The following is a 12939-nucleotide window of genomic DNA, read 5'->3' on the forward strand; positions in this document are numbered from 1 at the left end:
GCGGGCCCCGGGGCCGGCTCAGGCGGGCCGGATCGCCCGGTGGATCGCCGCCTCGCCGGCGCCGTAGATCGACTCCTCGCTGATGTACGACCCCGGGCCCGGGGCATGGACCATCGTGCCGTTGCCGATGTACAGGCCCACGTGCCGGTCGTCGTCGAAGAAGAGGATCAGGTCACCGGGTTCCAGGCCGGCGAGGGTCACCGGAGCGCCGGCCAGCGCCTGCTCGTGCGCGGACCGCGGCAGCGTGACCCCGGCGGTCCTCCAGGCGGCCTGGGTCAGACTCGAGCAGTCGTAGGAGTCCGGCCCCGTCGCCCCCCACACGCACGGCTTCCCGACCTGCGCCCGCGCGAAGGCGATGGCCTTGGCGGCTCGGGCGGCATGGGGGGACTCGGGGGCCGGGGCGACGGTGGGGAGGGATCCGGTGTCGGTCACCTGGGGGAACGAGCCGGTGTCCGCGGTGGGCGGCGTGGCGATCAAGGGGAGAGAGCCTGTGTCGGTGTAGGCGGCGGCGGGCTGCGCGGAGGCGACCATGCCGGGGGTGGGGTTCGCCGCGGGGAGGGTGGCGGTTGGGGCCGGCGGCGCGAACATGCCGGGTGCCGCCAGGACGCCGGGTGCTGCCGCCATGGCCGGTGCGGCCGCCATGCCTGGCGCAGCCGGGATGCCGGGTGCCACGGTCATGTCGGGCGCAGCCGGGATGCCAGGGGCCACTGTGATGGCCGGTGCGGCCGTGATGCCGGGCGCTGCTGTCATGGCCGGCGTTGCTGTCGTGGTCGCCCACTGCGGCTGCTGCCACTGCTCAGTGGTGAGCGGAGTCTGGGGCTGCAGGCCCGTCGCTGCCGGCTGCTGCAGTCCGGGCTGCGTCGGTTGCTGTACGCCCGGCTGAGCGGGCTGCTGCCAATTCCCCTGTTCCGGCTGCGCAAGCCCCGCCTGCACCGGTATCTGCAGCCCTGCCTGGCTCGGCTGCTCCACGCCCAGTTGGCCCTGCTGCTGGGTTGCCCCTCGACCCGACGGCCGGCTGCCCATCTGCGTCCACCCGACCGCGCTCGCCTGATCGGCCTGAGCCGGCTGACCCACCTGACCCGACTGCCCCTCGGCCGGCTGCTGGGTCTGCTGGACTCCGGTGGACCAGGTGCCCTGTGCCGCCGGGGCCGCCTGGGCTGTCGTGGCGGCCGTGGTGAGCTGGGCGGCGCGGCGGAACAGCAGATCACCGGCCGCTGCGATCTTGCGCTGGTTCTTCGCCTTGGAGTCCGTGGGGGAGTGGCGCCGGGGCGAGCCCGCGGAGTTGGGCAGATCCCTGGGCTGCTGGGCCGGGGGCGCCGGCACGGCGGCGGGCAGGACGGCCGTCTCCGCCGGGCCGAGGCCGGCTGCCCCGGGGATGCCGAGGCCCAGGGAGTCCGTCATGCCGGCAAACGGTACGGCCGTCCCCCGGCCGTTCGTGTCCATGGTGCCGCTCAGGTAACCCGCCGTGCCGCGCGCGGGCTGGGGCATGTCCTGGACGGGGAGTGTGGAGGTCGCCTGGAGGCCTGCGTCCGGCATACCGGGCCCGAGGGACGCGCCCGCCGACTGGGTCATGTCTCCGGGCGTCGGTACGACCATGCCCTGGCCGTTCGTGTCCATGGTGCCGCTCAGGTAACCCGCCGTGCCGCGCGCGGGCTGGGGCATGTCCTGGACGGGGAGTGTGGAGGTCGCTTGGAGGCCTGCGTCCGGCATACCGGGCCCGAGGGACGCGCCCGCCGGCTGGGTCATGTCTCCGGGCGTCGGTACCGCCATGCCCTGGCCGTTCGTGTCCATGGTGCCGCTCAGGTAACCCGCCGTGCCGCGCGCGGGCTGGGGCATGTCCTGGCCGGGGGCCATGACCCTGCCCTGGCCGGTGGTGTCGGACGAGCCGAAGGCGAGGGCCTCCGCAGCGCCGGAGCCGATCGGCCCGGGCGTGCCGTCGGACCGCTGCCCCGCCGTGCCCCATCCGGAGCCCAGCGCGGGCAGTTCCCCCGTACCTCCGAGCGGGCCGTCCGGGCGACCGCTCGGCAGCGCCGCAGGGCGGTTGCCCCCGCTCCCCGCCTCCAGGGCAGGCCGGGGCCGGCCGTTCGTCCCGGCCGAAGAACCCCCGGTCAGCTCGGCCACCGCGCGCTCGCCGGACCGGCCGGCGGAGCCGGGGGCCAGTTCGGGCAGCCCGACGCTCAGGGCATCGAGCGCTTCGCCGCCCGCCCGGTCACGGGAGCGGCCCGGGACCGCCGGGCGGGCGGGCTGCCGGTCGGTGGGGAGCACGGCGGGCGTCGTGGGGCCGAGCTTGGCGCGGGCCCCCTCGAACCACTGCCGGGCCATCGCGTCGAGAGCAGGATCCTGCCGCCCGCCGGATCTCTTGGCCAGCGGGACTCCCCGGGACCGTGCCCGTTTCCCCGACAGGGCCCGGGTCGCGTTGAAGTTCCCCGTCGCGTCCTCGGCCTGGTCGTAGAGGGAGTTGATCCGCTGCCGAACCTCGTCGCGGCTCTCCGGCGCCATGGAAGACGTGCTCCTTCCTTGCCCCCTGGGGCACTTGGGCCGATCCCGGAGTCGGTCGAGCCCCGGCCCCGGACGCCACGGCGGAATCGCTGGCAGCCGGGCGGCCTGGCGGTCAACCTAACCAACTTGTGTCACCCGTGTGAAGGTTGAAGTGCGGAATGTCCGATACATATTTGTGATGTTCGCCGCGCCGTTCGAGCGGGAAGGGTCGGTACCCTCTCCGGCGCGTCCGGAATTCCCCCTTGGATGCCGTACCGCACCTCAACAGGGCTGTGACCAGCGGTTCCTGTGAGTTCTCCGTGAATTTTGGATGCGATTGAACACAAGGGCTTCGCCGTGCGTATGGGGCTTCGGGTAAACCATGCCCACCGACCGGTTCCACGTCAGGGGGACACCTTGGTAAGCAGCAGGCGCAGACGCCCGACCGGCGCACGGCGCGTGACCTTCGCAGCGGTCGCACTGATGCTGGGCGGAGGCGGGCTCGTCGCCGCGAATGTCTACGCCTCGGCCACCGAGGGCGGCTGGGGCGGGCAGGGCGGCGCCGACGCCACCGGACAGGTCAAGTCCGCGGGGATGGCCACGATCGACTGCCCCGACGTCGGCAGCCGGCTCACGAACGTGCCGGGCGACGCCCGCGCGGAGGTCGACCGCGAACTGGCCGGGCTGGACCAGCAGATCGCGGGCGCCTACCAGCAACTCCAGGCGTCGGCCCAGGCCCTGCGGCAGGACCCGCAGGCCGCCGACGACTCGATCATGAACCCGTTGAAGGAGAAGCGGTCGGCGACCCTCGAACGCATCACCGTGGCCATCGACCGGGTCGGGGACCGGCCGCAGGGCCTGGAGTCCCTGGCCGCCTGCACCTTGCGCCCGGGCCAGGAAGGCACCGGCGGCGAGACCGGCGGCACCGGTCAGGCCAGTGCCACGCCCGGCGGCGGAGCCCAGCAGGGCGGCGCCCAGGGCCAGAACGGTGCCGGCCAGGGCGGCAACGGGCCCGTGGTCTCCGACTACCAGGACATCACCGCCGTACAGCCCAATGTGCAGCAGCCGACCCAGCAGGCCGACGCCTCGCGCGGCAGCTTCACCTCGGACTGCGGCGTCAACGCGAACGGCCTGTTCAACTCGGACAACGTGATAGTGGCCCCCGGCGCCTCCAACGGCGCCCACCACTTCCACGACTACGTCGGCAACCAGTCCAACAACGCCTTCGCCAGCGACGACGACCTGGCCAAGGCCGACACCAGCTGCGTGGACCAGGGTGACAAGTCGACCTACTACTGGCCGGTGCTGCGCCTGCAGAACGGCAAGCACGAGCGGGACGCCGGCGCCCCGGGCGGCGGCACCGAGGGCAACGCGGGCCAGATCGTCACGCCCAAGCAGGTCACCCTGACGTTCGTGGGCAACCCGCGCGGCAAGGTCACCGAGATGCCGCGCCTGCTGCGCATCATCACCGGCGACGCCAAGGCCTTCGTCAACGGCCCCGCCAACGCCAACGCCTCCTGGAGCTGCACCGGTTACGAGGACCGGCAGCTGAAGGACAAGTACCCGCTGTGCCCCTCGGGCAGCGACGTCGTGCGCAGCTTCCACTTCCAGAGCTGCTGGGACGGCCGCAACATCGACAGCGCCAACCACCGCACGCACGTCGCCTTCGAGAACCCCGACGGCTCCTGCCCCGAGGGCTTCCGGGCCATCCCGCAGTTGGTGCAGCGCATCGTCTACGACGTGGCGGCGCCGAGCCTGAACGACGGCGGGCGCACGGTTCCGCTGTTCGCGGTGGACTCGTTCCCGGAGCAGCTGCACAAGCCGGTCACCGACCACGGCGATTTCATCAACGTCTTCGACGAGAGCCTGATGCGCCAGATGGTCGACTGCATCAACTCCGGCCGCACCTGCGGCCCCCGCGGGGACGACTCCGGCGCCTCCGAGTCCCCCGGTCCGGGCGACGACGGTGGTGCCACGGCCGACCCCGGCCAGTCCGCCTCCGCGTCGCCGACCCCCTCCGTCTCCGATCCGTCGGAGCTGCCCCGGACCGACGCGACGACGTCACCGGCGCACACCACTCGGCACACCAAGCCCAGCCAGCAGCACAGCACGAGCCCGAGCACGCAGGGCACCCAGAACGGTGACCACCAGACCAAGCAGACCAGCGACAGCAAGCAGACCAGCGACAGCAAGCAGACCAGCGGGAGCAACCAGACCAGCGGGAGCAAGCACACCAGCGAGAACAAGCAAGGCAGCCAGAGCAAGCAGGACAGCCCCGGCAAGCGCAGCGAGCAGTCCGCGCCCGCCAAGGCCGGCACCTCCCCCTCGGACGAGCCGTCCGCCTCGGAGGCCGGCGAGGTCGGCCAGGCCACTCAGAGCCCCCCGCCCGGTGGTGGCCAGACCACGCCCCCGCCCGCCCAGAGTGAACCCCAGGCGGTTCACGGCGGCCTCGCCGAGACCGGGGCGAACCTCTGGCCGGCGGCCCTCGGCACCCTGCTGGCCCTGTCCGGCCTGCTGATGCTGATCCGCGCCAAGCGCCTGCGCTACTGACGCAACAAGGCGACGGACACGGACGGCGGCGGCCCACCCACGGGTGCGGCCGCCGTTCCGTTTCCCTGTGAGTCGTGGCCGACGTAGCCCCGTAGCCCCGCTGTCCGGCGAGCCGCCCCCTTGTGGGAGCGCTCCCAAGCGCCAGAGGATGCCCTCATGCGATCCCAGGCCCCGGACCCCGTCATCCGCCCCTACCGCCCCGCCGACCGCGACGCGGTCGCCGACGTATGCGTCCGTACCGCGCACAACGGCGGTGACTCCCGCGACCGTTACCCCGACCCGCGCCTGATGCCGTCGATCTTCGCCGAGCCGTACTGCCACTTCGACCCCGGTCTCGCCTTCGTGCTCGACGACGGCGAGGGTCGGGCGGTGGGGTACGTCATCGGTACCGCGGACACCGAGCGCTTCGTCCGGGACTTCGGCCGGGAGTGGATCCCTCGGCTGGCCCATCGCTACCCGGCACCCACCACGCCGCCGCGCACCCCCAGTGAGGAGATGATCGGGCTCCTGCACCACCCGGAGCGCATGCTCGTGCCCGGACTCGCCGCGTACCCCGCCCATCTGCACATCGACCTGCTGCCGCCGTGGCAGGGGCGCGGCCACGGCCGCCGGCTGATGACCACACTGCTGACCGCCCTGCACGAACAGGGTGTTCAGGCCGTGCACCTGGGGATGGTCACCGTGAACACGGGCGCCCGCGCCTTCTACGACCGGCTCGGTTTCCACGAGATCCCGGTCCCGGACGCGGGCCCCCTCACCTACCTGGGCCGGTCGACGGCGCGGACGTAGGCTCCCGCGGCCCTCAGGCCACCCGCAGCGTCCGCTTGGCGAGTTCGTACGCGGGCAGCATCGCCGCGTGCTCCTCGCTGTCCAGCCCGCCGAGGTGCAGCACGACCGGGCCGTCGGGCGTGGACACCGCCAGCGCGTGCTCCTTCTTGGTCTCGTCCAGGAGCTTGCTCGTCGTCACGTACTCCACCTCCACGCCGGACAGGCCGGTGGCCGTCGTGAAGGAGCGGTACTTCTCCTTGCTCACGTCGTCCTCCGCGGCGACGAACGCGCGCAGCACGGCGCGTGCGTCCGCGTCGCCCGGCTTGCCGGTCCACACTCGCAGGAAGCCGATGTGGCCGGCGGGCTTGGCGTCGATCTCGCAGGCGGCGGTGACCGGGCCCTGGCGGAGGAACGCGTCGGCGAGCGCTCCCGACAGGTCGCCGTCCGGCCCGCTCGAGGCCTTCGACAGCTCCGCCTCCGCGTCGACGCCCTTGGCCTTCCAGTGCTGGGCGAGCGTGAAGCTGACGGGCAGTTCACAGGCGGAACCGGCGCCACCGACCGTGCCCCCGCCCGCCGCCACCCGCGCCGAGGCCGAGGCGCTCGGGTGTGCCTTGCCGTCCGGCGCGTCCGTCCCGTCCGGCCCGGCGCATCCGCTCAGCACCGCCGCCAGCAGTGCCGTCCCCGCCGCCGCGCCCCTCGCTCTGTTCCCCACGATCCCCACCTCGACCTGCACTGTCCTCTCCCCGCTGGTACGGCCGGACACTCTAGCCGAGGGCACCGACACCGCCGGTGGAATACCGTGCGGCGCCGCTTGTTGACAGTCAGTCGCATTACCCAACCGTGACCCCACCAAGGCTACCGCCGGTAACTTACTCGAAAGTAAGGTCCGTTCAGCCGCTTCGGAGCCCCCTGCCCCACCACCCCCAGGAGGTCCCCCATGCCTGTCCGGAACCGTCTGCCGGTCCTCGCGATCGCCGTTGCCGCCTGCCTCGGCGCGCAGAGCGCCGCCGCACTCCCCGCCACCGCCTCGGACACCGTCGTGTCCCGCGGCGTCACCATCCCCGCCTTCTACGACCCGCCCGCCACCCTGCCCGCCGCCGACGGCACCGTCGTCCGCAGCGAGCACCTGCCGCTCGCCCTGAGCCTGCCCGGACTCGACGGGCCGCTGCCGGGGCGGGCGACCCGGCTGATGTACAAGTCCACCGACTCCACGGGCAGTCCGGTCGCGGTGACCGGTGCCTACATCGAGCCGGCCGCCGCCTGGAAGCACGGCGGAGCGCGCCCGCTGGTCGCCGTCGCCCCGGGCACCCTGGGACAGGGCGATCAGTGCGCCGCCTCCCTCGGCCTGGAACACCCACTGCAGGTCAACGGTCAGACGCTGTCCGTCGGCTACGAGGACCTGGCGATCTACCGGTTGCTCGCCGAGGGCGTCGCCGTCGTCGTCACCGACTACGTCGGCCTGGGCACCACCGACCGGCTGCACACCTACGTCAACCGGCTCGACGGCGCGCGCGCCGTGCTGGACGCCGTACGCGCCGCCAGGAACCTGGACGGCACGTCCGTCACCACCGACTCACCCGTCGGGCTGTACGGCTACAGCCAGGGCGGCGGCGCGACCGCCGCGGCCGCCGAACTCCAGCCCTCCTACGCCCCCGACATCACCCTGGCCGGCACCTACGCGGGCGCGCCGCCCGCCGACCTCACCGCGGTGACCAGGGCGATCGACGGCAGCGACCTGGCCGGTGCCCTCGGCTGGGCCGTCAACGGCTTCCTGCAGTCGGACCCCGCCCTGAAGCCGATCGCCGACCGGCACCTCAACGCGGCGGGCAGGGCGGCGCTCGCCGACCTGTCCACGAGGTGCGTCGGCGACGCCCTCCTCGCCTACAACTCCGCGCACAGCACTGCCTGGACCACCGACGGCTCGTCCCTCGACGACCTCATCAAGGAAGAACCCGCGCTCCAGGACTTCCTCGACCGGCAGCGCATCGGCACGGCACGGCCGGCGAGCCCGGTCCGGGTCGCGACCGGCGTCAACGACGACCTGGTCCCGCACGCACAGGCACGCCAACTGGCCGTCGACTGGTGCCGCAAGGGTGCCGGCGTCACGTATGTGCCGGTCACCGTCCTGCCGTTGGGCCGCGCCCTGCTCAACCACTTCGCACCGCTGCTCGCCGACCAGGGCAAGGCCATCGACTGGCTGACCGATCGCCTCTCCGGCCGGCCCACCGGCTCCACCTGCGCCGCGCTGCCCTTCCAGCCCTAGGGGCCCCGCTCCGCCGCGAAGGCGCTCCCCGCAGGACCGGACGGCGCGGTCTCAGGCCGCCTCGCGCCGGCAGTGCAGGAAGAGGTGCGGCTCCGGACCGGCGCCGGGGTGGGCGGGGGAGAACAGGGCGTGCTGCTCGGTCAGGACCGTCAGTCCCGCCTGCTCCACCATGGCCCTGAAGTCCCCCGCGGTGAAGCTCGTCACCCGCACCGGCCGGCCCATGAACGTCCCCTCGACGGCCTCCACGTCGAGGGGCACCGTGGCCAGCGCCGCCAGTCCGCCCGGCCGCAGCGCACGGGCCAGCTTCGCGACGACGGCCGACTGTTCGTCGCGGGTCATCTGCAGCAGCGAGAAGTACCCGCACACGGCGTCGAAGGAGTCCACCTCCAGGTGCAGTTCGCGCAGGTCGGCGAGACGGAACTCGGCCCGCGGCACCTGCCGGGAGGCCAGGCCCACCATGACCGGGGAGACGTCCACACCGAGCACGGCGTGTCCCGCATCGGCGAGGGTCTGCGCGGTCGGCCGCCCGGTCCCGCTGCCCGCGTCCAGCACCCTGCTGCCCGGCGGCAGCCGCTCCAGCAGCCACCGCAGCGAGGCCGCGTGCGCCTCGGAGGAGGCGAACGCCTTCTCGTAGTCGAGACCCAGCGCGTCGAACAGTACGGCTGCCGGTGCCCGGCGCTCGTCCTCGGCCAAGACGGCTCCTCCCGTCGTCCCCTGCGGCTGCCGGGCATCGTCGCACCCGTACGCCCGCGCCCACAACGCCACCCGCCGTTTGCGGGGCACGGCACCCGCACGGCAGGGTTCGGGGCGTGTCCACCTTGCTGATCGTGCATCACACCCCCTCGCCCCACTGTCAGGCGCTGTTCGAGGCCGTCGTCGCCGGCGCGACCACACCCGAGATCGAGGGCGTCCGCGTCGTCCGGCGGGCCGCCCTGGCCGCCACCGCCTCCGACGTCCTGGAGGCCGACGGCTACCTCCTCGGCACCCCGGCCAACCTCGGCTACATGTCCGGCGCCCTCAAGCATTTCTTCGACCAGATCTACTACCCCTGCCTGGACGCCACCCGCGGCCGCCCCTTCGGCTACTACGTCCACGGCGGCAACGACGTCACGGGCGCCGTCCGCGCCGTCGAAACCGTCACCACCGGCCTCGGCTGGCGCCGCGCGGCCGACGCGGTGACCGTCACCGGGGAACCCGCCAAGGCCGACCTCCAGGCGTGCTGGGAGCTGGGCGCCACGGTCGCGGCCGGGCTGATGGACGACGTCTGAGCCGCACGACGGCGCCGTACACCGGCGTGCTCCTCGTACGCCAGGGTGCGCGCACCCGGACCCTGGCCGACGATGGGGAGCGAGACCGCGCCCCCCCGGGCGCGGTCGCACACCGTCGTACGTCGTCGAGTCGAGGGAGCGTCGGATGCGAGCGGACGGCCACGCACCCGGACAGCCCGTACGGGGCCGGCAGCACCCGCAGGACGCCCAGGACGACGAGGAACTGCTGCGCCGGTGCGCACGGGACGTGGCCGCCGTCGCCGAGGGCATCCGCGAGGTGTCCGCGCGCACCGGCGCCGCAATGCGCGCCCCGGCCCTGACCGCCTCCGCGCGCCGCCGCCCCCGTACCGGGCTCGCCGCCCGCCGGGCCCTGCTGCGGGCGCTGACCGACAGGCGCGGGCTCGGCGGACCGGCCCCGTACCTCGTACGGCGGGTGCCGGGCCGGGAGAACCTGGCCGCGCTCGTGGGCGTCACCGCGCTGCGCCTCGGTATCGCCGCCGTGCTGGTGAACCACCCGGAGCTGATACGCGACCCGGGCATGCGCCGGCTGACCGACGCCGTCGACGCCGACCGGGACCCGGCGGCCGTCCGCGCACTGCGCCGCCTGTTCCGGGACCGCGGTGCCCAGCGGGCCCTGTCCGGCCTCGCGCCCCTGATGGCCGAACTCCCCGCCGCGCGCGCCCTGGTGGACGGCGCCCGCCCCGCCGGCCCGCACCGGTGGGAGGGCGCCGCCGTGGCCGTCGGCCTCAGCGAGCAGGAGAAGCAGGTCATCGCCACCGAGGGGTCCTTCCTCGGGTTCCTGCGCAACATCGAGGTGCTCTCCACCGACGGGCGCATTCTCGTGCAGAACGTGCGGGGCCCCGACGGCGTCGTCCGGTACGTCGTCCAGGCCCCCGGCACCGCACCCGGCCGGCCCCGCACCGGCTCCCCGTACGCCGGCGCCGGCGCCTGGCGCGACCCCGCCACGGCGGACTCGCCCTACGCCCGCTACACCCGCTCGCTCCTGCTCGCCCTCGAGGACCACGGCATCCCGCGCGGCGCCGACCTCGCCCTGATCGGGCACGGCGAGGGCGGGACCGTGCTGCTGAACCTCGCCCGGGACCGGGAGTTCTGCCGCGCCCACCGGGTCACCCACGTCATCGCCGTGGGCTCCCCGCCCGACGGCGGGAAACCCGCCGACCCGCGCACCTGGACCGCCCGCGTCACCAACCTGCACGACCTGGCGGCCCGGCCCGACGGCAGGCGTCCGGACGCCACGGGCGGCGAGCCGCACCCGAACCGGTACGAGTTCCACTACCCGGGTCCCACTCGCACCTTCCCGCCGTGCCACCAGCTCCGCGCCTACATCGCCCACCTGCGGTCCGTCGTCCCCGCGGCCCGCGAGGACATCGACGAGGCGCTCACCCCCTACCGCGGCCCCGTCGTACGCACCCAGGCCTACCGGCTCACCGACCGCGGCCACCCGCCCGAGGGCCACCCCTTCCTCACCCTGCCGACCGCCTCCGTCCCCACCACCACCGGCCCGGTCGACGTACCGGTGCGCTACTACGACTCCTCCGCCGCCCACCTGTGCTTCCCGGTCGACGCCGACGCGGCCCGCGCCCTGCTGCCCGACGCCACCCGGATGGCGCCGAGCCGGCTCGGCGGACGCGCGCTGGCGGTGCTGTCCCTGTACGAGCACCGCTGCTCCACCATCGGGCCGTACGCCGAGGTCGCCCTCTCCCTGCTGGTGGGCGACCTGTGGCGGCCGCGGCCGTACGACCTCGGCGCCGACCTGTTGCGCCGCGTGGACCTGCGCCGCACCGGACGTCAGGTCCTCTCCCTCGCCGTCAGCAGCGAGGAGGCCCGCGTGGTCGCCCAGGAGGTCTGGGGGCAGCGGGCGCTGCTCACCGGTGCCGAGGCCGACCTGTCCGGCCGCGTGCTGCACCTCGCAGCGCCCGACCTCGGGCTCACCGTCGAGGGCCGCCTCGGCCCGGGCATCCGCTGCCCCGACGCGGACTGGGTCCTGTACGGCCGGCGCGGCGAGAGCGCCGTGCGCACGCTGGTCCGGGCCCACGGCCGGCTGCGCGTGCACACGGGAACCGGGATGCGGCTGCGCCTGGACACCGCCGCGGCCGAACCCATGGCCGGGCAACTGCGCAGGCTCGGCCTCGACACCGCCAGGCCGCTCTTCGTGCTGGCCTGCCCCCGGTTCCTGCTGCACCGCAGCGCCGGCGCCCTGCTGCCCTGCTGAACCCGCCGCCCGTACCTCTGCGCCCGGAGCCCACATGGTCATCGAGTCCACCCACGCCAGCGCACCGGCCCGCGAACTCCTGGACCGGGCGGCCGGGTTGCGCGCCGACGCCGACCTGATGGACGGATACGCCCGACGGCTGCTCGCCATCGCGACCGCGCTGGCCGGCTGTGCCGCCGCACCGGCGCGCGGCCGCCCCGCCCTGGAACAGCAGGCGGCCGCGTGCCGCACGGCGGCCGGCCGGCTGCGCACCGCCGCCCAGGCGCTGACCGCCCACGCCCGGGCCGGCGCGTGAGGGGCCCGGCACCATGGCAGGAGGGAGGGCCCGGGCCATGACCGTCCGGCAGCACGTGCAGGTCACCGGCCGGGTGCAGGGCGTGTTCTATCGCGACACCTGCCGTCGCCTCGCCGAGGAGCGGGGCGTGGCGGGCTGGGTGCGCAACCTCTCCGACGGGGACGTCGAGGCCGTCTTCGAAGGGGAGCCCGACGCCGTGGACCACATGGTGCGCTGGGCCGCCGAGGGGCCCTCGGCGGCGCGGGTCACCCACTGCACCAGCGTCGCCGAGGAACCCGAAGGCCTCTCCCGCTTCCGCGTCCTGCCCGACGCCGCACCCGGCAGGGGCGGCTAGCCGCAGCGCGACGCCGACGCGGTGTCGTGGCGCAGCCACACCGAGTCGACCACGCGGCCGTCCGGCAGGGTGTGCCGGGGCGGCCCCTCGGCCGGGAGGAATCCCGCCCGGGCCAGCGCCCGCCGGCTCGCGGTGTTGCCGGTCTCGGCGCCCGCCCGCACGGTGGTCATGCCGAAGTGCGTGTGCGCGAGCAGTGCCCCCGCCCGGAACAGCTCACCGCCGAGCCCCTGTCCACGGCAGCGCGGCGCCAGCCAGCCGCCGATCTCGCCGACGCGGTGCTCCAGCTGCAGCGCTCCGGCGTAGCTGAGATCGGACCGGCGCACACACACGAGGAACACCGCGTCCCCGGGCACCGGAGCGAAGGGCTTCGCCAGGGCGCGGGGGACCCGGCGGCCGTCCTCCCCGGCGGGCCGCCACGCCAGCAGGGCGCGCCGGGCGCCGGCGTGGGGCACGATCCGGTCGGCCCGGGTGCCGAGCCATCGCTGGGCCTCGGCGTCCGCACTGGCCGCGAGTGCCACCGCCACGTCGAGATGCGTCCGGGGCGTGAACAGCAGCAGCCGCTCGGTGGCCAGGACGTGCCGTCCGGGAGCGCACCGCCCGGGCACGGGAAGCCCCGACGCCGTCCGGCGGCGGACGAGCGACCACACCATGGAACCCCCCGATGGAACCGCTGCGGGGGCGCGAACCCGGCCCCGCGGCACGGAACCCGGCGACACCCCCCGGATGCGAACGGCTCGCATCGGGGCCGAA

11 protein-coding genes are annotated in these 12939 nt (G+C 74.5%); 7 read left to right on the forward strand and 4 right to left on the reverse strand.

Going from position 1 to position 12939, the window contains the following annotated elements; all coding sequences use genetic code 11:
• Nucleotides 1-18: 18 nt before the first annotated feature.
• On the reverse strand, nt 19-2499 hold the full coding sequence (locus ACZ404_RS19600; RefSeq protein ID WP_468441514.1) for a C40 family peptidase: 2481 nt from the start codon (nt 2497-2499) through the stop codon (nt 19-21).
• 462 nt (nt 2500-2961) lie between these two features.
• On the opposite strand from ACZ404_RS19600, the gene ACZ404_RS19605 reads away from it, so the two are divergent.
• Nucleotides 2962-5028, forward strand: a complete 2067-nt coding sequence (locus tag ACZ404_RS19605) for a DUF1996 domain-containing protein (RefSeq protein ID WP_468442006.1) — start codon at nt 2962-2964, stop codon at nt 5026-5028.
• Nucleotides 5029-5184: 156 nt separating this feature from the next.
• On the forward strand, nt 5185-5817 hold the full coding sequence (locus ACZ404_RS19610; protein ID WP_468441516.1) for a GNAT family N-acetyltransferase: 633 nt from the start codon (nt 5185-5187) through the stop codon (nt 5815-5817).
• A 13-nt stretch (nt 5818-5830) separates the two neighbouring features.
• Here the strand turns inward: ACZ404_RS19610 and ACZ404_RS19615 are convergent, their stop codons facing one another.
• The gene (locus tag ACZ404_RS19615; RefSeq protein ID WP_468441518.1) at nt 5831-6508 is read right to left on the reverse strand and encodes a lipoprotein; all 678 of its coding nucleotides are present in this window, start codon (nt 6506-6508) and stop codon (nt 5831-5833) included.
• 225 nt (nt 6509-6733) lie between these two features.
• Between ACZ404_RS19615 and ACZ404_RS19620 the strand changes: the two genes are divergently transcribed.
• Nucleotides 6734-8059, forward strand: a complete 1326-nt coding sequence (locus ACZ404_RS19620) for a lipase family protein (RefSeq protein WP_468441520.1) — start codon at nt 6734-6736, stop codon at nt 8057-8059.
• A 51-nt stretch (nt 8060-8110) separates the two neighbouring features.
• On the opposite strand, the gene ACZ404_RS19625 is transcribed toward ACZ404_RS19620, so the two are convergent.
• Nucleotides 8111-8752: a class I SAM-dependent methyltransferase gene (locus ACZ404_RS19625; RefSeq protein WP_468441522.1), complete on the reverse strand. Its 642-nt coding sequence runs from the start codon at nt 8750-8752 to the stop codon at nt 8111-8113.
• A 116-nt stretch (nt 8753-8868) separates the two neighbouring features.
• Here ACZ404_RS19625 and ACZ404_RS19630 point away from each other — a divergent pair, with 116 nt between their 5' ends.
• The 4 genes from ACZ404_RS19630 (at nt 8869) to ACZ404_RS19645 (ending at nt 12189) form a co-directional block, all read left to right on the forward strand.
• Nucleotides 8869-9327, forward strand: a complete 459-nt coding sequence (locus ACZ404_RS19630) for a flavodoxin family protein (RefSeq protein WP_468441524.1) — start codon at nt 8869-8871, stop codon at nt 9325-9327.
• Between the two features lie 145 nt (nt 9328-9472).
• The gene (locus ACZ404_RS19635; protein ID WP_468441526.1) at nt 9473-11560 is read left to right on the forward strand and encodes a hypothetical protein; all 2088 of its coding nucleotides are present in this window, start codon (nt 9473-9475) and stop codon (nt 11558-11560) included.
• A gap of 34 nt (nt 11561-11594) precedes the next feature.
• Nucleotides 11595-11855 carry a hypothetical protein gene (locus ACZ404_RS19640; RefSeq protein WP_468441528.1) on the forward strand — a complete coding sequence of 87 codons (261 nt, stop codon included), beginning with the start codon at nt 11595-11597 and terminating at the stop codon, nt 11853-11855.
• Between the two features lie 37 nt (nt 11856-11892).
• Nucleotides 11893-12189: an acylphosphatase gene (locus ACZ404_RS19645; RefSeq protein ID WP_468441530.1), complete on the forward strand. Its 297-nt coding sequence runs from the start codon at nt 11893-11895 to the stop codon at nt 12187-12189.
• On the opposite strand, the gene ACZ404_RS19650 is transcribed toward ACZ404_RS19645, so the two are convergent.
• Nucleotides 12186-12839 carry a GNAT family N-acetyltransferase gene (locus tag ACZ404_RS19650; protein WP_468441532.1) on the reverse strand — a complete coding sequence of 218 codons (654 nt, stop codon included), beginning with the start codon at nt 12837-12839 and terminating at the stop codon, nt 12186-12188. The genes ACZ404_RS19645 and ACZ404_RS19650 overlap by 4 nt on opposite strands.
• Between the last annotated feature and the right edge of the window lie 100 nt (nt 12840-12939).

It is taken from the genome of Streptomyces sp. NPDC030798 (assembly GCF_055572275.1).

Excerpts from the sequence above, each read along its gene's own strand:
- ACZ404_RS19600 (WP_468441514.1), bottom strand. The coding sequence starts at position 2,499 with ATGGCGCCGGAGAGCCGCGACGAGGTTCGGCAGCGGATCAACTCCCTC.
- ACZ404_RS19605 (WP_468442006.1), top strand. The coding sequence starts at position 2,962 with ATGCTGGGCGGAGGCGGGCTCGTCGCCGCGAATGTCTACGCCTCGGCC.
- ACZ404_RS19610 (WP_468441516.1), top strand. The coding sequence starts at position 5,185 with ATGCGATCCCAGGCCCCGGACCCCGTCATCCGCCCCTACCGCCCCGCC.
- ACZ404_RS19620 (WP_468441520.1), top strand. The coding sequence starts at position 6,734 with ATGCCTGTCCGGAACCGTCTGCCGGTCCTCGCGATCGCCGTTGCCGCC.
- ACZ404_RS19635 (WP_468441526.1), top strand. The coding sequence starts at position 9,473 with ATGCGAGCGGACGGCCACGCACCCGGACAGCCCGTACGGGGCCGGCAG.
- ACZ404_RS19640 (WP_468441528.1), top strand. The coding sequence starts at position 11,595 with ATGGTCATCGAGTCCACCCACGCCAGCGCACCGGCCCGCGAACTCCTG.
- ACZ404_RS19645 (WP_468441530.1), top strand. The coding sequence starts at position 11,893 with ATGACCGTCCGGCAGCACGTGCAGGTCACCGGCCGGGTGCAGGGCGTG.
- ACZ404_RS19650 (WP_468441532.1), bottom strand. The coding sequence starts at position 12,839 with ATGGTGTGGTCGCTCGTCCGCCGCCGGACGGCGTCGGGGCTTCCCGTG.